Origin of the sequence: Pseudomonas sp. IT-P218, from assembly GCF_949767605.1 — a bacterium.
In the GTDB taxonomy this organism is placed as follows: Bacteria; Pseudomonadota; Gammaproteobacteria; order Pseudomonadales; family Pseudomonadaceae; genus Aquipseudomonas; species Aquipseudomonas putida_AE.
In genome coordinates, this window is sequence record NZ_CATKQQ010000030.1 from 1 (window position 1) to 22,106 (window position 22,106).

The window sequence follows — 22,106 nt, forward strand, 5'->3', positions numbered from 1 at the left end:
TTTGTTGGATGTTGCCGGGAATCGCGTCTGGCGGTGATCCCTTGTAGGAGCCGGCTTGCCGGCGAAGGCGGTGTGTCAGATGAAGGCGATGTTAGCTGTGCCGGCCTCTTCGCTGGCAAGCCAGCTCCTACAGTTTTGTCGGGTGTTGCCGGTAATTGCGTCTGGCGGTGATCCCTTGTAGGAGCCGGCTTGCCGGCGAAGGCGGTGTGTCAGATGAAGGAGATGTTAGCTGTGCCGGCCTCTTCGCTGGCAAGCCAGCTCCTACAGTTTTGTCGGGTGTTGCCGGGAATTGCGTCTGGCGGTGATCCCCTGTAGGAGCCGGCTTGCCGGCGAAGGCGGTGTGTCAGGCGATGGAGATGTTGGCTGTGCCGGCCTCTTCGCTGGCAAGCCAGCTCACAGGTTTGTTGGCCCACTCACGGGCGGCCGAATACGCACTGGTACCCAGGCCGGTGACGCGCTGGGTGGCGCTGTAGATGCTTGGGGTCAGGGCATAGAGCCCGGCGACGCAGCCGTTCACAAAGATGCCGATCAGCAGGACCAGGGCGAAGGCCAGGTTCAGGTGGGTGGTGAATTTCACGAAGATTGCCAGCAGTACCGCGTTGATCACCAGGTAAGCCATCAGTACCCGGGACAGACGAAAGCGTGCCGCCAGCAGGCCGATCAGCGAAGTGCCGAGAATGCCGCCGACGTTGAGCAGCACGCCGCCAGTGATTCCCTGCGTATTCGACAGGCCGGCCGACACCAGCAGCCTCGGCGTCCAACTCATGACGAAGTAGAAGCCGAACATCACCAGGAAGAAGGCGCACCAGACGAGCAAGGTCGAGCGCAGCAGGGCTGGCGAGAACAGTTCTGCAAAGGTCGCCCGTAGCGGTTTCCTGGCGTCCTGCAACACCTCGGGCAAACGCTCGAGCGAGGTGATCGCCACGCGTTTGAGCAGGATATTGATACGTTCCAGCGCACGCCGGGGTTGGCGAGACAGCAGGAAAGCCAGTGACTCGGGCAACCAGAATGCAAGGATGGGCAGGGTCAGCAGCGTCGCTACGCCACCGTAAAAGAACACCGAACGCCAGCCCAGGGACGGGATGATCTGCGCCGCGATGAGGCCGCCGATCGTGGCGCCCAGTGCATAGGCCGTGGATTGCAGGCTGATGGCCAGGCTGCGCCACTTCTTGTTGGCGTACTCCCCGGCGATGACGTAGCTGCTGGCCAGGATGCCACCGATGCCAAGTCCGGTGATCAGGCGCAATACGGCGAGCATTTCCGGTGAGGTCGCCCTGGATGACGCCAGCATGCCCAGCCCGGCAATGCCGACACACAGCAGGATCAGCGGCCGTCGCCCGATGCGGTCGGCCCAGGGCGCGATAAACAGCGAGCCAATCGCCATGCCGACCAGCCCGGCGCTGAGCAGGTAGCCGAGGTGAGTGCCGCTCAGGCCCCAGTCGGCGGAAATGGAAGCGGCGGTGAACGCCATCACCAATACATCGAAGCCATCGAGCATGTTGATCAGAAAGCAGAGCGCAATCACGCCCCACTGGAAGCTGACCATGGGTTTTTCGTCCAGCTGTTGCCCTATCGACTGGCTCATGGCGTCAGGCTCCGAGGCTGTGGGTAGGCAGTAGGTGTGAACGACGGGCAGCCGAAACCACCCCGCCAAAGCAGGGATTGCAGTGAGTACATGTCGATACCTTCTTGTTTTTGTGGGTCAGTGGAGCATGCAAGGGCCCGGAAAATGCGCACGCACTCTTAATCGGTACGCGTGCGCTGGGTACTTCAGGAAGTGGATTGGCGCAGTTGCTCGATGATGCGGCGGGCGCGATTGGCACCGGCATCGACATGGATGTCGATCATCGGGCGCACGCCAAACCGGCACATGTTCCGGTACTGGTCTTCGATTACCACCTTGTCCTCATCGAAGGTCAATATCGTTTGCTCAACCACCTTGGCCTTGATGGCTTCCGGATCGCTTTCGGGGTTGGTGGCAATGGTCCAGAAGTAGTGACTGGTGGTTGCAGTCTCGGGTGTGACCCCGTGGAATCCGCGCATATGGAAACCACCGCGATCGGGGTTGTCCAGGTCCTCGGTGCCGGCATTTACCGCTCCGGTCCAGATGCGCAGATGGCTGACGTGAAATTCGATTTCCTGCCAGCGGTCCACGGTGCCTTTGAACGGGTAGGCGGCCGTGTACGTGGGCGGTGGAACGGAGTCCGGCATGTGGCGCACGACCCGCACCACATCGCCTTCACTTTCCACACTCATCCGGGCATTCATGTGGATGCTGGCGTTGCCGCCGATGGTGCGCAGGTGGACATAACCCAGATGGCTCAAGTCCATCAGGTTGTCGTGAATCAGCTGGTAAGGCGCGTCGTAGTGGTAAACGTTGCCGTCGAACAGGTACTTGCCGCTGCTGTGGACAGGGTAGGTCGGCGGCTCGCAGGTCGGCTCCGATTGTGACTCGCTGCCAAACCAGATCCAGACGATCTGGTCCTGCTCACGCACGTGGTAGGCGGGTACTTTGGCCTTGCTCGGAATCTTGTCCTGGCCAGGGATCTCGACGCATTTTCCGCGTTCATCGTACAGCAGGCCATGGTAGCCGCAACGAATGCCGGATTCTTCGAGTGTGCCGCTCGATAATGGCAGTGCCCTGTGGCAGCAGCGGTCTTCCAGCGCGGCGACCTCGCCACTGGGTTTGCGAAACAGCACGACAGGCTTGTTGAGCAGCGTGCGGCCCACGGGTTTGTCCTTCAACTCCCAACCCAGCGCAGCGACGTACCACTGGTTCAGGGGAAAGTCAGGCAAGGCCGGCGCTGCAATTTCTTCGGCAAGCGACTGGATGTTCATGGGTGTTCTCCAGGTTTCATGTTGTTGTTCGATTCAGAGATCCAGCACCAGGCGCGATGATCTGGCGCGAGAGCAGCAGGGGGTAAAGCGGTCGTTGGCGGCCTGTTCAGCCACTGTCAGAAACTGGTCCCGGTGCTCGGGTATGCCCTTCAGAACCCGGGTTACGCAGGTACCGCAGACGCCTTGCTCGCAGGATGACTCGATCTCGATACCGGCCTCGTCCAGCACTTCGAACACCGTACGTTCGGCAGGAATCTGAAAAACCTGGCCGCTGCGTGCCAGCTCGACTTCGAAGGGGGCATTGGCGCTTTGATCGACAGGTTCTGCGGCGAAGAACTCTTTGTGTACGCGGTCCTGCGACCAGCCCGCGTTCTGCGCAGCGTCGAGGATGTAGTTCATGAAACCGCCCGGCCCGCATGTATAAAGATGGGTGCCAGCGTCGGGTGTGGCGAGCAAGGTGGGCGCATCCAGCTTCTGGATGGGCGAGCCGCTGTCGTCGTGAAGCTTGATGCGATCGGCGAAAGGCGTCTGCGCCAGCAGCGCAACGAACGCCGCGCGGTCGCTGGATCGAAAGCAGTAATGCAACTCGAAGTCGGCGCCCTGGTGCGAAAGCTCATAGGCCATGGCCAGCATGGGCGTGATGCCGATGCCACCGCCAAACAACAGGTGTCGGCGGGCTGAGTGCTCCAGCGGGAAAAGGTTGCGCGGAGCACTGATGGTCAGCGTTTGCCCTGACCGTACCTGCTCGTGCATGGCTTTGGAGCCGCCACGGGAGTTCGGGTCCTTGAGCACGCTGATCAGGTAGCGATGGCGCTCCTTCGGATCGTTGCACAAGGAGTACTGCCGGGTGAGGCCGTCGGCAATGTGAACGTCGATGTGGGCACCAGCTTCGAACACCGGTAGCGTGCTGCCGTCCGCGGCACATAATTCGAAACTGCAGATACCTTCGGCTTCGTCGGCTTTGCGGGTGACGTTGACTTGAAGCATGACTTGTCCCTCCACACTGAAGTGGCTGCTGAAAAAAACTGGGTTAGAGCATTGGCCAGGGAGGCAGGTCAGCCGGGCGCTGGCGCGTGGAGGACGATCGTTTGCTTGGGCAACGCGAAGGCGATGAGAGTGAAGGGGTTCATGACCAGGACCTGATAATTATTTTTATGAGTCAGGGCGACGGCCTATCATGCGAATCATCGCCCGTGACGTTCGGTAGGGAAATCCTCCGATTATTTAGTTGCGGTGTCAACTAATATTCCAAGGCCCGCCGATCCAAGGTGTTTGCTCAATGTCCGCAGAATCCCAGCTGAACCTGACGCGTTACGTCCCTGCACTGCTGAATTTCCTGTCCAACAAGCTCTCCTCGGGGGCGTCGCAGTGCTATCGCAAGCATTTCGGCATCGGTGTGGTCGAGTGGCGAATGCTCTCGATGCTCGCCGTGGAAAACGACATCACCGCCAATCGAATCTGTCAGACGATCGGCCTCGACAAGAGTGCGGTCAGCCGCTCATTGCAGTCGCTGGAAGTGGCCGGGCACATTTGCAGCCAGGTCGATTCCAAGGATGCACGGCGCTACACCGTCAGCCTGACTGACAGTGGCAAAGCGCTGCATGAGCGGGTGCTCAAGGTTGCACTGGAACGCGAACGGCGGTTGCTCAGTGGGCTCTCAGCCTCGGAAGTGGACACGTTGATCGAGTTGTTGGGCCGCCTGCATGCCCAGGTCGCCAACGTGAACGATTACGATCCAGTCGACGCTTGAGTCCGCGTGAACGAATAGCGTTCTCTGGAAAAAACAAACTGTTTCCTTTGGCGATCGGAGGAGGGACTGAGTCGGGTCTATTGCGGTAGTTTGGCAATCACCTTGATCTCGAAGTCGAAGCCGGACAGCCAGGTCACGCCGATAGCGGTCGCCGTCGGGTAGGGCGCTTCGCCCCAGTACTCGGCCGCTACTTCCCAGATGGTTTCGAATGTCGAGTCGGGCTCGACCATGAAGATGGTCGTGTCGACCACATCCTCGAAACTACTGCCGGCCTCGGCCAGGATCGCGTTGAGATTGGTGAAGGCCAGGCGCACCTGCGCCGCGAGGTCCGGCTCGGCCGAGCCATCCTTGCGGCTGCCGACCTGACCGGATACGAACAGAAAACCGTTGGAGCGAATCGCCGGCGAGTAGCGGTGCAGTTCGTACAGTGCATGGCGATCAGGCGGGAAAACGACATCACGTTCAATGGTCATTGCATAGCTCCTTCGGGGCCATCGTGGCCCGTTGCTGATGATGGAACTACTGTAGAAAGTCGGCCGACCTGGATAAACAAGCAACTCTGGTCATGACTGTTTGTAGAATCCAAACTATCCAGACCCGAGTGAGGCGTGAAATGGACCGTTTCGATGCGATGCAGGCCTTCGCCCGAGTGGTGGAAACCGGCAGCTTCACCAAGGCGGCAGCCACCCTGCACATGAGCAAGACCAGCGTGACGCAGCTCGTCCAGCAACTGGAAGCGCGGCTGCGCGTGCGCCTGCTCAACCGCACCACACGCAAGGTCAACGTCACCGCCGATGGCGCGGCCTACTACGAGCGCGTCACCCGGCTGCTGGCCGATATGGACGACGCCGAGACCAGCCTGTCCAGCGCGTCGATGACACCGCGCGGGCGGCTGCGGGTGGATGTGCCCAGTCCGCTGGCGCGAATGCTGCTGATACCCGCCTTGCCTGGGTTCTTTGCACGCTACCCGGAAATCCAGCTGACCGTGGGCGTGAGCGATCGAATCGTCGACATCATTGGCGAAAACGTCGACTGCGTGTTGCGTGGCGGCGAGATCACCGATCAGTCCCTGGTGGCAAGGCATGTGGGCGATCTGCAACTCGGTATCTATGCCGCGCCGGGCTACCTGCAGCGCTGCGGTACGCCGACGCACCCACGTGAGCTGGAGGAGGGCGGGCACAGTACCGTCGGCTTTCTCTGGTTTCGTACAGGCAAAGCCTTGCCCTACGCGATGCAGCGGGGCGAGGAACGCATCGAGGCCCAGGGCCGCCCGCAGCTGACGGTCGACGACGGCAATGCCTACCTCGCCGCAGGTCTGGCGGGTCTGGGCATGCTCTGGCTACCGCAGTACATGGCCAAACCGCACGTGGTCAGCGGCGAGCTGCTGCCACTGTTTGAGGACTGGCACATGGCACCGATGCCGATGTACCTGGCATTCCCGCCCAATCGCCATGTCAGCGCCAAGGTGCGGGTATTCATCGACTGGGTGATGGAATTGATGGCCGAGCATGCGCCGGTGGATGGACGGGGTTGAGGGTGGAGGGGGCTTTTGGCCCTATGCAGGCTTTCAGGCTCATCAAGTGGCCACCTCTGTCCAGCTCAAGGTGGCTGTCTCACGCCATGTCACGTCACTGATCCCGTATTTCTCGGCTTGAGGCCTGGAGACGACTTTAAGCGGCGGCCTTCCCGGTTTGAAAATCAGGTTCCTTGACCCATTCCTTCAAAATCGCGACATGGCGCTTCTGGGGGCGCTGGTTTTTCCGCGCGATGTAGAGAGCGTTTGCGTTGTGTAAGTTTTGCTCAGCGAAGGATCGAGCGACGACTGGTGAAGTAAATGCCCGAGTGGCAGTACGCCGTGCCGCTCGTCGAATTTGAAGAATCTTTAGAAAATTTTCTCAGGCCCATCACCTTCAGATGAAATGGCCACCGTACCAACCGATCAGAGTGAAACCATCGTGCCGAAAATCCTGACCTCTCACATCGATCAAACCGAGCTGAGCGAGCACAACGCAAAGATGTTTGGCTCGCCCAAAGAGCGCTTGGATTTCTACCGAAGGGAGATTCAGTACGAGACCAGTATCCTCGCCAATCGGACGGACGCTTACCTGGCCGCACAGTCGTTTCTGGTGATTGCCTTTGCTTCCTGCATGGCCAATCTGAACCCCGAGTGGGGCAAGCTGTTCACGTTGGTGGTACCCCCGTTTCTGGCATTGTTTGGCGTGCTCAGTTCCCTGAATGCCTGGCCCGGCATTCGCGCGGCCTATGACATTATCGATCACTGGTATTTCAAGCAGAGCGAGCTGCTGCGCAGTGAGCCGCTGATGGGATTGGCCTACGACGAATCCCCTTTGTTTTCCGAACGAGAGTCCACGCATAAAGGCTACCGCAAAGCCTTGTTGTTTTCGGTGCGTACGCCATGGATCTTTACCACATTCTGGATACTGCTCGGGGCCTGGTCGATCTTCATTCAAGTTTCAAACCCAGGCGCCTGAGCGGGGAAGATTTCAATGCTCAAGATCATCAGTGCCCACGACTTGAAGATCGACCTGGACAGCGCCAATGAAAGGCCCCAAAACCGTCGAGGGTGTTATTCCTGCCATTGAGATCCATGAGGCAGGCCAGGGGGGAATCCATGACAACACACAAGTTGACCATTCAAGATTTGCAGTTGAACGTTTCAATCCGCGGCCAAGGTTCACCGCTGCTCTTGCTCAACGGCCTGGGTGGTTTGATCCGTACCTTCGATCCCCTGCGCGATGAACTGGTGGGCTACACGACCATTACGCTGGATGTGCCCGGGGTCGGAAAATCGCAAATGCCCCGCAGGCCGATGCGTCTGCCGCGCCATGCCGACCTGATCGCCGAGATGCTCAAGCAATTGGGGATCGAACAGGTCGATGTGTTCGGTGTGAGTTGGGGCGGTGCATTGGCGCAGGAATTCGCCCTGCGTTACCCGGGCATGGTGCGTCGGCTGATCCTTGCCGCGACCTCCGCCGGCCCGGCGATGCTGGTGAAGCCCGCCGATATCCTGGATTTTTTTCGCAGTAGCAAACGTGTCAAACCGGGCAAGCAGGAAGGCTCGAGCAATTCGCTACAGACGCTGCTGCGCTTCGGTGTGGTGAACGGCATGCTCACGGCCAACCCGCGGACCTATTACCACCAGCTAGCCGCCCTGATCGGCTGGACCAGCCTGCTGCGGCTGTTCCGTCTGCGCCAGCGCACGCTGATTCTCACCGGCGAACGCGACACCCTGGTACGGCTGTACAACGCGCACATCCTGCGCCGCGCCATCCGCCGTGCCGAATTGTACGTCCTGCAGGGCGAGGGGCATTTTTTCGTGGTGACCAGCGCCAGGCGAACCGCCGAAGCGATACGCGAATTCCTCAGCCAGCAGCACGACGATGAAGAGCCTGCGCTGATGATCGCCAACGGCATGTACAAGCCACGCCTGCAGCCATCCGAGCGCAATTGATTGCGATGCCAGCTAATTGACCGACGAGTCTTGGCCGTGAACGAATAGCTCGCCTGTGTCGAGATCAGACACGGAGGCGGCGTGATCAGGTAACTGATTTGGCGGAAAAGCCGGGTAAGGTGGCGCATCTTTTGCCGCGGTGCACACAATGACAAGCCCGAGTTCCAAGGATTCGAACGGCCAATTGGCGCAGGGCTTCAAGCCTCGTCACGTCACCATGCTTTCCATCGCCGGCATCATCGGCGCCGGATTGTTCGTAGGCTCGGGGCATGCCATTGCGGCGGCCGGTCCGGCCGTCCTGCTGGCCTATCTGTTCTCCGGCCTGCTGGTGGTGCTGGTCATGCGCATGCTCGGGGAAATGGCGGTGGCCAATCCCGATACCGGGTCTTTTTCGACCTATGCCGACCAGGCCATCGGGCGCTGGGCCGGCTTCACCATCGGATGGCTCTACTGGTGGTTCTGGGTCCTGGTGATCCCTATCGAAGCACTGGCCGCCGGCCATGTGCTGAACCAATGGTTTCCCCAGATCGATGCCTGGCTGTTCGCCCTGGCGTCGATCATTGCGTTGGTGATCACCAACCTGTTCAGTGTCTCCAAGTACGGCGAGTTCGAATTCTGGTTCGCCATGGCCAAGGTGGTGGCGATCATCGGTTTCATCGGCGTGGGGTTTGCCGTGTTGATGGGCTGGGTGCCCGATCGGCAGGTCAGCGGCTTGAGCGGCCTGATGGCGGAACACGGCGGGTTCGCCCCCAACGGCCTGTCGGCGGTGGTGGGCGCCTTCATCACCATCATGTTCAGCTTCATCGGGACGGAGGCGGTGACCATCGCCGCCGCCGAATCCGATAATCCCTCGCAGAACATTGCCAAGGCCACGCGTTCGGTGATCTGGCGCATCGGCGTGTTCTACCTGTTGTCGATTTTCGTGGTCATCTCCGTGGTGCCCTGGAACGATCCGCTGCTGGCTTCCGTGGGCTCCTACCAGCGGGCCCTGGAAATCATGAACATTCCCCACGCCAAGTTCATGGTGGACGTGGTGGTGCTGATCGCCGTGGCCAGTTGCATGAACTCCTCGATCTACATCGCCTCGCGCATGCTCTACTCGCTGGGTAAGCGTGGCGATGCGCCGAAGGCGCTGAAGGTGACCTCGTCCGAAGGCGTGCCGCGGGCAGCCGTCATCGCCAGCACCGTGCTGGGCGCGGCGATCACCGTGTGGAGCTACTTCATGCCTGCCGGCCTGTTCGAATTCCTGCTTGCCAGTTCAGGCGCCATCGCCTTGCTGGTGTACCTGGCCATTGCCGTGTCGCAGTTGCGCATGCGGCGGATGTTGCGTCGGCAGAAGATCGAGCTGACCTTTCGCATGTGGCTGTTTCCCTGGCTGACCTGGCTGGTGATTGTGTTCATTTGCGCAGCGCTGGCGGTGATGATGATCACCCCCGAGCACCGCACCGAAGTGAGCACCACCATCGGCCTGGCGCTGGCGATTTCCTTTATCGGCCTGGTGACATCCCGGCACCCAACACAACCTGAAAGGGCGACTTCGTTGGGCTAGGTGGCATCAGCGGTTATTGCGCCAGATGGAAAAATTCAACGCGGCCGCTACACACAGCCAGGCAACGTAAGGAAAGAAGATCAGGCCAGTGATGACATCGAGCCGCACTGCCATTACCACCATTGCCACGGCCACCAGCCAGAGCAGTGCCAGGATCAGCATGGCGGCGAGAAGGTGGTGCGCGCCGAAGAACACCGGCGTCCACAGCGTATTCAGCGCAATCTGCGCCGCCCATAACGCCAGCACCACCTGGCTACCCGGTATCAAGGTCATCCGGTATCCGCCCCAGGCGAGCAGCAGGTAGATGGTCGTCCAGGCGAGGGGAAACACCCAATTGGGCGGCGTGAAGCCGGGTTTGACCAGGGATTCGTACCACTGGCCCGGTTTGAACAGGATGCCAGTGCTGGCGGCAGCGGCGCAGGCGAGAAGGAAAATGAAAAAAGTCATCACAAGTCCTTGGCTGAGGGTCAGTTGTCCGGGGTAGACAGGCCATGTCGGCCTGTCTTAAACAAGGGACGCCCGGCGAAGGGAAAAGTTTGGATTGAGGCTGGAATATTCCAACTGAAGTTTGCCGTTCTCTACCGGGCTTACTGCGGACGCAGCCTTGGCCGGTTGACTTGCGGCAGCATCAGAGACTTTCAACGCTCACATTGAAGCGCAGACTCGACCGCACTCAGCAAAGCTTCGCCGCTGAAGGGTTTGCGCAAACATTCGATGGGCTCATAGCGGCTGGTTTCGGCCAGTGTCGCTTCATCCCAGTGTGCCGACATGCAAATCACTGGAAATCTACTGTCTTTGAGCGTCAGCGCGTGCATGACCTCGATCCCTGACAGTCCGTTCATCTTCAAATCCAGCAGCAGGCATGCGATCTCATCGAAGTTTTCGAGGGCCAGGAACTCCTCTCCCGAAGTGAATACCCGAGAGCGGTATCCCGCCGACCGCAGCAGATTGGCCAGGCTTTTGCGAACGGACGCATCGTCGTCCACGATGCAGACGATGATCATGGCGCTGACCGATGACCCGGGTGCGGCGCAGTCATTGTGGGTAGTCATGCAGGACTCTGCGGGCCAGACGTCGGCTCTGCGCTAATCAACCCATACAGGCTGACCAGGCTCACCAGCGAGCGCGTTTGCATTTTCTCCATGATGTGTTTGCGATGGACCTTGGCGGTGATTTCGCTGGTACCCAGCCGGTTGGCGATGTGTTTGTTGGACAGACCCTCCACGATCAGTGGCAGCACTTCGCACTCACGGGGGGTCAACAGAGCGGCTTTTTTACGGGCGGCCTGAATGCGCCGCCATAGCTCGAATGCCATCGCTGCACGCTGACGGGTGGTGCGCAGGGTATCGAGTAACTGCTCGTCGTTGAAAGGTTTGGTCATGAACTCGACCGCTCCCGCTTTCATGGCCTGCACCGACATCGGGATGGTGCCGAACCCTGTCATGAAAATCACCGGCCACGGATGTCCGCGTTGTCCGAGTGTCGATTGCAGTTCCAGGCCTGTCGCCTCGGGCAGGCTGATGTCCAGCAACAGGCAGGCGGGGCCAATGTCGAGGTCAGCATTGAGCAATTCTTCGGCCGAGGTGAATATCCGGTGTGCGATGCCTTCGGCCCGCAGCAAACGACTGAGTGCTGTGCGTACGGACGCTTCATCATCCACGATGTACACCGGCACGCTGTCAGGATCGATCTTCTCCTGATCCTCGGACGCATTGGTGACCGGAGATACCGGATGGAACAGGGGCAGGGGCGATTCACGTTCTTTCAATAATCGGTAACCTCGGCGCGGGACCGTCTGGATGAACTCTTTTTCTCCAAGCAACTTGCGCAACGAGGAGATCTGCACCTGGAGATTGTTTTCCTCGACGACGGTGTCAGGCCAGACCTGTGTGATCAATTCATCCTTGCTGACGATTCGGCCATCGGCTTGCAACAGCACCGAGAGGATTTCGAATGCCCGGCCCCCGACACGCAGCGGCCGTCCATCAAGAAAGGCTTCACGCCGTTCCAGGGAAATAGTGGCCTGGCCGAGTCGGATCATAGGTACCTCTGCACTGCGTTGACGGGGAGTGACGCCGCAACGTCGTTTCATCAGGGCTACACGCTAGGGGAGGGCCTCGCATAATACAATTATCCCGAGGGATAACACGCAGCGATTCCGGTAGGCAAAGAACTACAGGCCGGGGGGCCCTCGACTGCCATCCTGATGCCGATAACGGACAGGATCGCTCAAGCGCAGCCCCCGGGCCAGAGCCTTGCGTATACTCACCGGCTCAGCCCGAATCTTCAGCGGTGATTGTTCATGCCCAGCAGCTCTCTCTCAGCATCCGGTTTGCACATTCTTGATGTCGTACACGATGAAGCCTGGCTTGAGCATTGCACCTTCACCCTGGTGCGCAGGGAAAACGACCTGACCTGGTTCGCGCTCCAGGATCGTCCATCGGGCACACGCTGGTTCGCCGCCCGGGCGCCGATCCAGCGGCCTTCCCTATGTCAGCGGCTGGAACGCGAGTTTCACTTGCGTCTGGATCCGGCCTGGGCGATTGCCCCTGTCGCGTTCATCCGCTCGGCCGAGGGGCCTTTGTTGATCTATCCCGCGTCCGGGGTGCCGCTGACTGATTTGATCAGTGACACAGGGCTGCCACTGGCACGCTTGCTGGCTATCGCCGTAGCCGCGGCCAACGCACTGGCGGGCGCCCAGAAGAGGGGTGTGCGACATGCCAGCCTGCTACCCCACCACTTGGTGGTGGATGCGGCCGACTCGGTCAGGCTGCTGAGTGTTCACAACCATGCCGGGGAGGCGCCCGCCGTTGAACTTCCCGACCTGGAGCAATGGCCTTATTTGGCCCCCGAGCAGGTACGACGCGATGCCGCCAGTTTTGATGCGCGCAGCGATATCTACGCGCTGACCGCGATTCTTTATCAGGCACTGACCGGCCACCTGCCGCTCACTGCTCGCGACCCGTCCCAATGGCTGCACGTGCATGCCGCTGTCCAGCCTGAATCACCGGCGATTCATGTCACCGATCTGCCGGAAGGCATCTGCCGAGTGCTGCTCAAAGGCCTGGCGAAAGAACCGGGTGCCCGCTACCAGAGTGCCGAATCAATGGCCGTAGATCTGGCCTGGTGCCAACAGCAGTGGCTGGAACATGAGCGTATCGACGCGTTCCGCCTGGGCGCGATCGATGTGTTGCCTGCCTCGGCCCGCGGCGATGTGCTGTTCGGTCGAGAGGCCGAACGCACGCAGTTGGTCGAGCTGATGGATCAGGTGGGCCGCGATGGCGTTGCCCGGGTCCTGCTGGTCGGTGGAGCGCCGGGCGCCGGAAAGTCGACGCTGATACATCAGGGTGTCCGGCCCCTGGCGCCAGGCTACTGGGCCAGCGGCAAGAGCAATCTGTTGCAGCAGGAAATTCCATTTGCGCCCTTGGCAGAAATCCTCAAGTCGCTGATGACCCAGTTGCTGGGCAAGCCGGCTCTGGAGCTGCAGACGCTGGGCGAGCAACTGGTCGAACGGCTCAAGGGGCGGGGCAGGCTTCTGGTGGAACTGGCGCCCGAGGCCGAGCTGGTCATCGGGGTCACACCTGAGCTGCCGAACATGCCGGCCCGACATGCGCTCGATCGCGCCAACCGGACCCTGCTCGATGTATTGGAAGTCTTCGCTCAGCCGGGATGTCCCCTGGTGCTGTTCGTGGATGATGTGCAATGGGCGGATGATTCGACGCTGTCGTTTTTGCAGGCCTTCGTCGATCGGCGGCCCAGGCATCTGGTGCTGATACTGGCGTATCGCGAGGCGCAGACGCAGGCTCTCGAGCGCGAGGGGGGAGTGCTGGAGGTGCTGGGCCGCGAGCAATCTTTGCCTTGTGCAAGCGTCTTGCTGGGGCCATTGTCGGTGGCCGCGGTCGCGCAGCTGATCGCCGCTGAACTGGACACCGAAACCAGGGAGATTGCGGCCCTGGCGCAAGTCGTGCATTACAAGACGGCCGGCAACCCTCTGTTCGTCAGGCAGGTGTTGCGCGCATTGATCGATGAGCATCTGGTGCGCTTTGACGTGCAGGGGCGCCGCTGGGTCTGGAATCAACAGGACGTGGACGGTTATCGCTACGCCGACAACGTCGCGGACTTGATGGTATTGCGACTCGAGCGCCTGTCACCTATGGAGCGCGAAGTGCTGCGCACGGCCGGTTACGTCGGCGGACGCTGTGATGTGTCACTGCTGCATCGGCTGTTGCCGTGTGAGCCGCAGCAAATCACCCGTGATGTGCAAAGCCTGGTCGATGCAGGTTTTCTGTTGCGTGAACGCGAGCAACTGGTGTTTCCCCATGACCGTGTGCTTGAGGCGGCCTGTCAGCTTGCGGCGTCAGCGGGACGCGCCGCCGAGCATGCGCGTATCGCTGGCGCCATGCTTGATCATTGGGGCGAGCAGATCCATGAGCGTGTGTTCGAAATCGCCAGTCAGGTCCAGCGCATTGAAGCCGATGAACTGCAGACGCATCGCCGGGCGGCGTTCGTCGAGCTGTTGGTCGAAGCCGCTGAACGCGCCCGCGACACCGCCGCTGTCGAGCAGGCCGTGGGCTATCTTCGCACGGCCGAGAGCCTGCTCGGCCAGACAGGTTGGTCGAGCCTCTACAGGCAGGCGTTTGCCACCCAATGGCTGGCTGCCGAGTGCGACATGCTCCTGGCCGATCTGGAAGGCGCCCGGCGCCGCCTCGACGATTGCCTCACCCAGGCCACCACAGTGCTCGACCGCGCGAAGACCTACCGGTTACGGGCCACCTTGCGCACGCTGCACTCCGATTACGAGGGGGCGATCACCGAGGCGCTGAACGGTCTGGCCTTGCTCGATATTCCCCTTCAGCGCAGGCCCTCGCAGGACGATTTGACCCTGGCATTTACCCAGGTTCGTGAGTATGTAGGCGCACGCCGCATCGCCGATCTGGTGCATTTGCCCAAGGCCGATGACCCGTCAGTCGAAGCGGCCATGGAGTTGCTCAGTACGTTGATTTCTTCGTTCTTCGTCGACGACGACATCCGTTTTCTGCATTTGGCAAAAATGGTCGAACTCACACTGCTGCATGGCACCACGTCAGGCAGCGGTTACGGTTTTGCCTGGTTTGGCGTGATGATTGCCGAACGTTATGGCGAATATGTGGACGGGCAGGCCTTCGCCGAAGTGGCGCTTGAAATCACCGACAAGCAAGGCTACGAAGCCGGGCGCACAGGCACGCTGGTGGCGCTCGATCAAGTCAGCCCGTGGACCCGACCGATGGCGTACGCTCGACAGAAGGCGTTCGCCGCATTCGAGTGCGGCCAGGCCGGCGGCGACCTGGGCATGTCCTGTTACGCCTGCAACCACATCGGTTCCGACCTGCTGTTCATGGGCGAACCCTTGCAAGGGGTGTTGAACGAACTGGAGCATGGGTTGGCGTGGGTACGGCAATTTCATTACATCGATATCGAGCGTATCCTGCTGGCGCAACAGGCTTTCGCCACCGATCTGCGTGACGGGCGCCTCCATCGACCGTTGGCCGAACTGGATGGCATCGAGCATGACCGTTTCGGCCCCATCGACCGTGCCCGTGTGTCGCAGCCGACGTTGTTCTGGTCGTGGCTGTATTCAGGCATGTCGGCGTTTTATTTTGGCGATATCCCTTACGCATTAAGACGTTTCGAAGAAGCCGCCGCGCTCGCCTGGTCCATCCCGGCGCATATCAATCTCGCCGATTACTACCTGTTCTACAGCCTGTCCCTGGGTAGTGCGCAAGCGCCGGGCGAGGTGACGGAAAAACTGGAAAAACTCGAGCGGCAACGCCTGCGCTTCCTGCCCTGGGTCGAACTCAACCCGATAACCTTCCGCAACAAACTGCTGCTGATCGAGGGAGTCATCGCCCGTTTGCGTGGTCAGGAACTGGTCGCTATCCGTTGTTTCGATCAGTCGCAGATCGCTGCAGCGGCGGCAGGTTTCATCCATGAGCAGGCGCTGGCCCATGAACAGCTGGCCGATATCTGCCTACCCAACGGGCTGGTGTCGGGTGCCAATTACCACCTGCGTGTCGCGCGCGATTGCTACGACCTTTGGGGCGCCAACAGCAAGGCACGCCTATTGGAAACCTTGCACCCGTTTTTGAGTGCGCAGCCATCGTTCGAACCGGTCCGGCCAATGACCCAGGCCCGCCTCGATCTTGAAGTGGGGATCGAAGCGGCGCGTGCACTGTCGCAGGAGGTTCTGCACGAGCGACTGGTCGAAACCCTGATGAATCACTTGATGATTCAGGCCGGTGCCGACAATGGCGTGCTGATGATGGTCAACGGCGCCGAACTGCAACTGGCTGCGACGGCTTCGGTCGAAGCCGGCAGTGTGCGGGTCACTCTGGACTGCGCGCAACCGCTCGAAGCGATGGCGCCGGCCTCTGTGCTCAACGCCACGATGCGCACGCGCACGACCCTGCTGCTCGACGATGCCCGGGCCGATTGTCCCGAGGCCTACAGCAGCGATCTGCAACGGCGCCAGGTGCGGTCGGTGTTGTGCCTGCCGTTGCTCAAACAAGGCCTGTTGGTCGGCCTGGTCTATCTGGAAAATAGCCTGGTCCCCAAGCTGTTCAACGCCCAGCGCCTGACCATGCTGGAAATTCTCGCCTCTGCGGCCGCGGTGTCACTGCAAACCGCCAAGCTGTATGAACAGCTGGTCGAGGATAACCGGCTACACGCACAAATGGAGGCGGACTTGCGCAGTTCTCGCGCGGAACTGGCGCGTAGCTCGCACCTCAAGGTCATGGGCGAGCTTTCTGCTTCGATTGCCCATGAAATCAGCCAGCCGCTGCTGGGCATTGTGTCCAACGCCTCGGCCAGTCTGCGCTGGCTCAAGCGTGACCAGCCCGATCTGGAGGAGGCGATTCAGGGGCTGGAAGACATTCGCTCGGACAGCGCTCGCGCCGCGGACATAGTCCAGGCACTTCGTGCACTCGCCAAACAGGCTCCGATGCAACGGTTACCGGTGCAAATCGATCACTTGATCGCAGAGGTCGTGCGCCTGACCGCCACTGACCCGGCGAACCGCAATGTGCGCCTGGAGACCCGGCTTGAGGCGCAATGCCCGGTGTCGGTCGACGAGGTGCAGATCCAGCAGGTGGTGTTCAACCTGATCACCAATGCGCTGGATGCCATCGCCGGAGCAGGGTTGCCCAATGGACGCATCATCATCGGCTCAGTGGTAAAGGACGCTCATGTCCAGGTCTGCTTCCAGGACAACGGCCCCGGAATTGACGCACACCAGCGCGAGCAGATCTTCGATGCCTTCTTCACCACCAAAGGTAGCGGCATGGGAATGGGCCTGGCCATCTGCAGGTCGGTGATCGGTGCGCATGGCGGGACATTGGTGGTTCAGGACAGCGAGCAGGGTGCGCGAATTTGCTTCAACCTGCCCCTGGCACCGGCCAGCGCCGGATGAAAAAAAGGCCGCATGAGCGGCCAAAGGGAGGAGTTCGTTTTGTCGGTCTCGATCATTTCACGCGTGTAGTTCTCGCGCGTGCGACTGTCCCACGCCTTCGACCAGGCTTTCGTGAATGCGCCAGTTGGGTATGTCCCGATCAATCACTGGCGTCTGGAGAGGGTGGCTCATTGCAGGAACAAAGGCCCGGCGCCATGCCTTGGGGGTCATTCCTTCCAGGCGGCTGAAGGTGCGGGTGAAATGCGAGTGGTCCGCGAAACCGCATTCATAGACGACATCGGTGATCGGCATCGAGGTGATCAGCAGGCTTTTGGCTTTTTCGATTTTCATCATCACCAGCCAGCCCTGCGGCGAGTGGCCGGTAACTTTTTTGAATGCTCGGGAAAAATGGCTACGGGAAAGGTTGCAGTGTTCGGCAATCGCGCTGATGCGAACGCAGCTGCCCATGTCACGCAGCATCAGCTCCTTGGCACGGCGCTCCTGCCAGCCGGATAGGGCGCCCAACGGCCGTACAACAGGGCATGGATGGTTTGTATTCACCGATGGCGGGTTCATGGTGGCTCTCCTGATCGTTCAGGAAAGTCTGTCCGCCAGCGACATTTAAAGTCCTTAAGCAAACCTTAAGAGTTATGAAGTGGGCCTTGCCACAGGCGTTAATCAGCACATCGCTGCAATTTTCAGGGTGTCGGGCAGGTGCATGATCGAGTTTACCCGGCTGACATGATCAGCCGTTTTCTGACTCGATCAAAGGTGAGGCATGAAGCATTCTCTGGTTTGCACACTGCGTGGATTAGGCCTGGCATTCGTGCTGACTTCGGTTGGCGCACAGGCTCAGGCGCCGATTCAGGCCACTCAGGTCCCCGGCTACTACCGGTTGGCGGTGGGGGATTACGAAGTGACGGCGCTGTTCGACGGTTACAACGATCTTTCACCGAAGCTGCTGCAGGGCATGAACCAGAGTCAGATCCGCGCGCTGCTCGCCCGTCGCGCAATTGAAACACCGGGCGTGCAAACGGCGTTCAACGCTTTCCTGATCAACACTGGCAAACAACTGATTCTGGTCGACACCGGGGCAGGGCAGTGCATCGGTGCCACCGCCGGCCAGCTCTCGGCCAACATGCAAGCCGCCGGCTACAAGCCGGAGCAGGTCGATGCCATCCTGCTTACGCACTTGCATCTGGATCATGTCTGCGGTCTGGTGGATGGTCAGCAGCAGCCGATCTTCGCCAACGCCTCGGTGTATGCCGCCAAGGCCGAAGCCGATTACTGGCTGGACCCGCAGGCGCTGGCCAAAGCTGCGGAAGCGGCCAAAGGCTTCTTCAAGATCGCGCAGGACTCCACCGCACCTTACATCGCCGCGGGGCGCTTCAAAACCTTCTCTCCGGGTCAGTCGCCGTTGCCGGGTGTGGTCGAGGCCCAACTGGAGACCGGACACACGCCGGGCAGCAGCACTTACCGCTTTACCTCCCAGGGGCAAAGCATCCTGTTCATGGGGGACCTGGTGCACAACCTCGCCGTGCAATTCCTGCACCCGGAGGTGTCGATCGGGTTCGACGTCGACAATCAGCAAGCGATCAAGAGTCGCAATCAGGTGTTCAGCGCCGCTGCCGCGAGCAAGACCTGGGTGACGGCCGCGCACTTGCCGTTCCCCGGTATCGGTCATATCAGCGCCGTGGACAAGCATTTCGAATGGGTGCCGTTGGAGTACGGGCCGTACAAACGAGCGGCCAACGTTCCGCTGATCGAGTAACGCCCGCGGCGCCCGCGTCTGACTCAACCTCTAACAACCAAAAAGGATTACCCATGAACATCCTCCAGAAAACCCTGGCCATCTCTCTCCTGGCTCTTTCCATAGACAATGCCATTGCCGCAGGCAGTCCGGGCGTCGAACACAACACCCAGGCCTTTCTTGAAGCCCTGGCGGCCGGTGGCGGAAAACCGCTGGAGCAAATGAGCCCGAAGGACGCCCGTGCGGTTCTAACCGGAGCACAGGCATCGGTGAAGGTTGATCTGTCCGGCGTCGAAGTCAGCGACCGCTCTATCTCGGTGGGAGAGCAAATCATAAAACTGAAAATCGTCCGCCCGGCCAAGGTCAAAGGTGAGTTGCCAGTGTTCATGTTTTTCCATGGCGGTGGCTGGGTCTTGGGCGACTTCCCAACTCACCAACGCCTGATTCGCGACCTGGTGGTGGGCTCCGGCGCCGTCGCAGTGTATGTCGATTACACGCCGTCGCCAGAAGCGCAGTTCCCGACCGCGATCAACCAGGCCTATGGCGCGACTCGCTGGGTGGCCGAGCATGGCAAGGACATCGGTGTCGACGGTAAGCGGCTGGCGGTTGCCGGCAACAGTGTCGGCGGTAACATGGCGGCGGTCGTGGCGTTGATGGCCAAGGAACAGAAAGCCCCGGCCCTGCGCTTTCAGTTACTGATGTGGCCGGTGACCAACGCCGGGTTCGACAGTGGCTCGTATCAGCAATTTGCCGAGGGCCACTTTCTGACGAAGGGCATGATGCAGTGGTTCTGGGACAACTACACCACCAACCCGGCCGAGCGCGCACAGATCCACGCCTCACCGCTCAACGCCAGCGCCGAACAGCTCAAAGGGCTGCCGGCAGCCCTGGTGCAAACAGCCGAGTTCGACGTGTTGCGTGATGAAGGCGAAGGTTACGCCCGCCACCTGGATGCGGCCGGTGTGCCGGTCACCTCTGTGCGCTACAACGGCATGATCCACGACTTCGGCTTGCTCAATCCGCTGAGCTCGATTCCCGAGGTCAAGGCTGCGGTGCGTCAGGCAGCACTGGAGCTCAAAACGCATTTGAACTGAGCCTCCAAAATGAAGCCTGCCTTGCGGCAGGCTTCTCATTGATCTTCGAGGTGTATTTCATCGCTGACGCTTGTGGTGACATCTCGGTCGAAGCTCATGAGATGGCCATTCAGCGCATGGTGCAACTTGGGGCACGTCCGATGACATCCCTGCAATACCTGCTTGAATTGCAACGTGACTGGGCCCGTACCGATAGTGAAAGACTCCTCGTAGACATCGAAATGGTACTCAATTGACTGCGCGCTTATTAAACCTCTTTACACCTGGTTTATTTACAAATAGGCAGTTCATCAATATCGGCCTCAAAAAACGGCTCATCAAGTTGCAACCTCCGTCCAGCTCAACGTTGCTGTCTCACGCCATGTCACGTCACTGATACCGTACTTCTCGGCTTGAGGCTTGGAAACGACCTTGAGCGGCGGCCTTCCCGGTTTGGGTATGGGCGCCACTCCTGCGTCACAACTTGCCCAGTGCCATGCATCAGCGCTGCTCTTTATCTTCGTCCTGATAATGAATGACCTTGGCTCCCCATGAAGCTTGTATTCAATGACGTAAAGACCGGTATTCATGAGATCCCCCTCCATTCGCTCATAGACAAAGGAGTGGCGGCGTCAGAAAAAATTCAAAGCAATTTTAGGGTATGGTAACTCATTGATTCTATTGATTTTATAAGCTTGGTTTGGTTGTCGTGCACGCAGCGCATTGGCTCGGAATAGGGAGATGAATGACCGGTGAGCAGAATTTGGAATGAACGAGCCTTGCAGGGGGCAACTGCGAAGACCTGCATCGCTTTTTCGACACTCGTTGCCAGGTGCAGCTCCAGGCCGCCGAATACGCGTTGAAGCATTTACCGCACTTCCACCGCCGCGCGCTGGCAGGTGAACGAGTGTAGGAGCACGTTTGCGGTCCTGGAACGAAACGACAAGATGTCGCTCCTGGCGATAGGGCCGAACACGGCATCGGGCGGGGTATTGGATGCCATTTTAAAAGGGAGCGGGTTTCGGATTACGTTGATTATTTGCAATGGCCAGCCATGGTGGTCACGGTGATCTCGGCCTGGTTTGTCGGTTCCCAACGACCATTTCCGTGAAACCCTATCTCTGTGCAGTGCTCGCATGTAGATGTCGGCGGCAACGCATAATTCCTTGTTTTCGATGGCAGGCACATCGAGCGACCGCCCGTCAGTCGTCCTGATCAATTGTTTGAACATCCGCTGATTTTCCCCGGTTCGCCTATTCTCAAACTCCAGCCAAAAACATTGACCTTGAAGTTGCCTTCAGTCCCCAGGTGTTTTGGCGGCCAGGCGGTGCAACCTTTCATTGAGGAGACGCGAACATGGGGTATGTCACTACGCAGGACGGTGTCGAGATCTTTTACAAGGACTGGGGGCCGCGCGAGGCCCCGGTGATCTGGTTTCATCACGGATGGCCACTGAGTGCCGATGACTGGGATGCCCAGATGCTGTTTTTCCTGGCGAACGGCTACCGGGTGATTGCCCACGACCGGCGCGGCCACGGGCGCTCCAGTCAGGTCTGGGATGGGCACGACATGGATCACTATGCCGATGACGTCAGGGCCGTGGTCGACCATCTTGGCGTGCAGGGTGTCGTCCATGTAGGGCACTCCACCGGCGGTGGTGAAGTCATCCATTACATTGCCCGGCACGGCGAAAACCGCGTGTCGAAGGCCGTCATCATCAGCGCCGTGCCTCCCTTGATGGTGCAAACCCCGAGTAATCCGGGCGGCTTGCCCAAGTCGGTGTTCGATGACTTGCAGGCGCAGCTCAAGGCCAACCGCGCCCAGTTCTACCGTGACGTTCCGGCGGGGCCTTTCTACGGGTATAACCGCCCGGGTGCAACACCGTCCGAGGGCAACATCCAAAACTGGTGGCGACAAGGCATGATGGGCTGTGCCATTGCCCATTACGACGGGATCGTGGCCTTTTCCCAGACCGACTTCACCGAAGATCTGAAGAAGATCACGATCCCGGTGCTGGTGATGCATGGCGATGACGACCAGATCGTGCCTTATGAAGACTCCGGACCGTTGTCAGCCAAGCTGTTGCAAAACGGCACGCTGAAAACCTACCCGGGCTACCCCCACGGCATGCCGACCACCAACGCCGATGCCATCAACGCCGACTTGCTGGCTTTCGTCAGAAGCTAAGCGACACACATCTGTAGGAGCCGGTTTGTTGGGTGTTGCCGGGAATTGCGTCTGGCGGTGATCA

General features: G+C 60.0%; 19 protein-coding genes and 1 pseudogene. 10 read left to right on the forward strand and 10 right to left on the reverse strand.

The features are described 5' to 3' along the window. Nucleotides 1–343 precede the first annotated feature (343 nt). The 3 genes from ACM6I6_RS17370 to ACM6I6_RS17380 all read right to left on the reverse strand — a co-directional run bounded on the left by ACM6I6_RS17370 (nucleotide 344) and on the right by ACM6I6_RS17380 (nucleotide 3,825). Nucleotides 344–1,585 carry an MFS transporter gene (locus ACM6I6_RS17370; RefSeq protein WP_406592840.1) on the reverse strand — a complete coding sequence of 414 codons (1,242 nt, stop codon included), beginning with the start codon at nucleotides 1,583–1,585 and terminating at the stop codon, nucleotides 344–346. Nucleotides 1,586–1,770: 185 nt separating this feature from the next. After that, entirely contained in the window at nucleotides 1,771–2,838 is a 1,068-nt protein-coding gene (locus ACM6I6_RS17375; RefSeq protein ID WP_323609056.1) for an aromatic ring-hydroxylating dioxygenase subunit alpha, read from the reverse strand. A gap of 33 nt (nucleotides 2,839–2,871) precedes the next feature. Further along, the gene (locus ACM6I6_RS17380) at nucleotides 2,872–3,825 is read right to left on the reverse strand and encodes a PDR/VanB family oxidoreductase (RefSeq protein WP_406592841.1); all 954 of its coding nucleotides are present in this window, start codon (nucleotides 3,823–3,825) and stop codon (nucleotides 2,872–2,874) included. Between the two features lie 292 nt (nucleotides 3,826–4,117). Between ACM6I6_RS17380 and ACM6I6_RS17385 the strand changes: the two genes are divergently transcribed. Next, nucleotides 4,118–4,588 carry a MarR family winged helix-turn-helix transcriptional regulator gene (locus ACM6I6_RS17385; protein WP_274077828.1) on the forward strand — a complete coding sequence of 157 codons (471 nt, stop codon included), beginning with the start codon at nucleotides 4,118–4,120 and terminating at the stop codon, nucleotides 4,586–4,588. Between the two features lie 77 nt (nucleotides 4,589–4,665). Here ACM6I6_RS17385 and ACM6I6_RS17390 read toward each other — a convergent pair whose 3' ends face one another. After that, on the reverse strand, nucleotides 4,666–5,061 hold the full coding sequence (locus ACM6I6_RS17390; protein ID WP_274077827.1) for a RidA family protein: 396 nt from the start codon (nucleotides 5,059–5,061) through the stop codon (nucleotides 4,666–4,668). 140 nt (nucleotides 5,062–5,201) lie between these two features. Here ACM6I6_RS17390 and ACM6I6_RS17395 point away from each other — a divergent pair, with 140 nt between their 5' ends. From ACM6I6_RS17395 to gabP, 4 genes are all read left to right on the forward strand, one after another. After that, a complete protein-coding gene (locus ACM6I6_RS17395; RefSeq protein ID WP_274077826.1) occupies nucleotides 5,202–6,122 on the forward strand; it encodes a LysR family transcriptional regulator in 921 nt (306 codons plus the stop codon). Between the two features lie 421 nt (nucleotides 6,123–6,543). Continuing rightward, nucleotides 6,544–7,080 (forward strand): hypothetical protein, encoded by a 537-nt coding sequence (locus ACM6I6_RS17400; RefSeq protein ID WP_414920315.1) that lies wholly within the window; start codon nucleotides 6,544–6,546, stop codon nucleotides 7,078–7,080. Nucleotides 7,081–7,220: 140 nt separating this feature from the next. Continuing rightward, the gene (locus tag ACM6I6_RS17405; RefSeq protein WP_414920310.1) at nucleotides 7,221–8,060 is read left to right on the forward strand and encodes an alpha/beta fold hydrolase; all 840 of its coding nucleotides are present in this window, start codon (nucleotides 7,221–7,223) and stop codon (nucleotides 8,058–8,060) included. A 148-nt stretch (nucleotides 8,061–8,208) separates the two neighbouring features. Continuing rightward, complete coding sequence (gabP, locus tag ACM6I6_RS17410) at nucleotides 8,209–9,609, forward strand: GABA permease (RefSeq protein WP_414920311.1); 1,401 nt, start codon at nucleotides 8,209–8,211, stop codon at nucleotides 9,607–9,609. A gap of 6 nt (nucleotides 9,610–9,615) precedes the next feature. Here gabP and tspO read toward each other — a convergent pair whose 3' ends face one another. The 3 genes from tspO to ACM6I6_RS17425 all read right to left on the reverse strand — a co-directional run bounded on the left by tspO (nucleotide 9,616) and on the right by ACM6I6_RS17425 (nucleotide 11,650). Beyond that, a complete protein-coding gene (tspO, locus tag ACM6I6_RS17415) occupies nucleotides 9,616–10,056 on the reverse strand; it encodes a tryptophan-rich sensory protein TspO (protein ID WP_274077823.1) in 441 nt (146 codons plus the stop codon). A 191-nt stretch (nucleotides 10,057–10,247) separates the two neighbouring features. Next, entirely contained in the window at nucleotides 10,248–10,613 is a 366-nt protein-coding gene (locus ACM6I6_RS17420; RefSeq protein ID WP_274077822.1) for a response regulator transcription factor, read from the reverse strand. A gap of 44 nt (nucleotides 10,614–10,657) precedes the next feature. After that, nucleotides 10,658–11,650, reverse strand: a complete 993-nt coding sequence (locus ACM6I6_RS17425; RefSeq protein ID WP_323609059.1) for a response regulator — start codon at nucleotides 11,648–11,650, stop codon at nucleotides 10,658–10,660. Nucleotides 11,651–11,998: 348 nt separating this feature from the next. On the opposite strand from ACM6I6_RS17425, the gene ACM6I6_RS17430 reads away from it, so the two are divergent. After that, nucleotides 11,999–17,053: an AAA family ATPase gene (locus ACM6I6_RS17430; protein ID WP_414920316.1), complete on the forward strand. Its 5,055-nt coding sequence runs from the start codon at nucleotides 11,999–12,001 to the stop codon at nucleotides 17,051–17,053. A gap of 57 nt (nucleotides 17,054–17,110) precedes the next feature. Here ACM6I6_RS17430 and ACM6I6_RS17435 read toward each other — a convergent pair whose 3' ends face one another. Next, on the reverse strand, nucleotides 17,111–17,608 hold the full coding sequence (locus ACM6I6_RS17435) for an AraC family transcriptional regulator (protein WP_323609060.1): 498 nt from the start codon (nucleotides 17,606–17,608) through the stop codon (nucleotides 17,111–17,113). Between the two features lie 202 nt (nucleotides 17,609–17,810). On the opposite strand from ACM6I6_RS17435, the gene ACM6I6_RS17440 reads away from it, so the two are divergent. The 3 genes and pseudogenes from ACM6I6_RS17440 to ACM6I6_RS17450 all read left to right on the forward strand — a co-directional run. Further along, entirely contained in the window at nucleotides 17,811–18,803 is a 993-nt protein-coding gene (locus ACM6I6_RS17440) for an MBL fold metallo-hydrolase (RefSeq protein WP_414920312.1), read from the forward strand. Nucleotides 18,804–18,856: 53 nt separating this feature from the next. After that, complete coding sequence (locus ACM6I6_RS17445; RefSeq protein ID WP_323609061.1) at nucleotides 18,857–19,876, forward strand: alpha/beta hydrolase; 1,020 nt, start codon at nucleotides 18,857–18,859, stop codon at nucleotides 19,874–19,876. A gap of 44 nt (nucleotides 19,877–19,920) precedes the next feature. Next, nucleotides 19,921–20,073 (forward strand): annotated as a pseudogene (locus ACM6I6_RS17450) (isochorismatase family protein); the annotation flags it as partial. A 120-nt stretch (nucleotides 20,074–20,193) separates the two neighbouring features. Here ACM6I6_RS17450 and ACM6I6_RS17455 read toward each other — a convergent pair. Both ACM6I6_RS17455 and ACM6I6_RS17460 read right to left on the reverse strand, forming a co-directional pair. After that, a complete protein-coding gene (locus ACM6I6_RS17455; RefSeq protein ID WP_274077817.1) occupies nucleotides 20,194–20,445 on the reverse strand; it encodes a DUF6555 family protein in 252 nt (83 codons plus the stop codon). Nucleotides 20,446–20,498: 53 nt separating this feature from the next. Further along, nucleotides 20,499–20,723, reverse strand: coding sequence for a hypothetical protein (locus tag ACM6I6_RS17460; protein WP_414920313.1), 225 nt, complete (start codon nucleotides 20,721–20,723; stop codon nucleotides 20,499–20,501). 488 nt (nucleotides 20,724–21,211) lie between these two features. Between ACM6I6_RS17460 and ACM6I6_RS17465 the strand changes: the two genes are divergently transcribed. Continuing rightward, on the forward strand, nucleotides 21,212–22,042 hold the full coding sequence (locus ACM6I6_RS17465; protein WP_414920314.1) for an alpha/beta fold hydrolase: 831 nt from the start codon (nucleotides 21,212–21,214) through the stop codon (nucleotides 22,040–22,042). The last annotated feature ends 64 nt before the right edge of the window (nucleotides 22,043–22,106 follow it).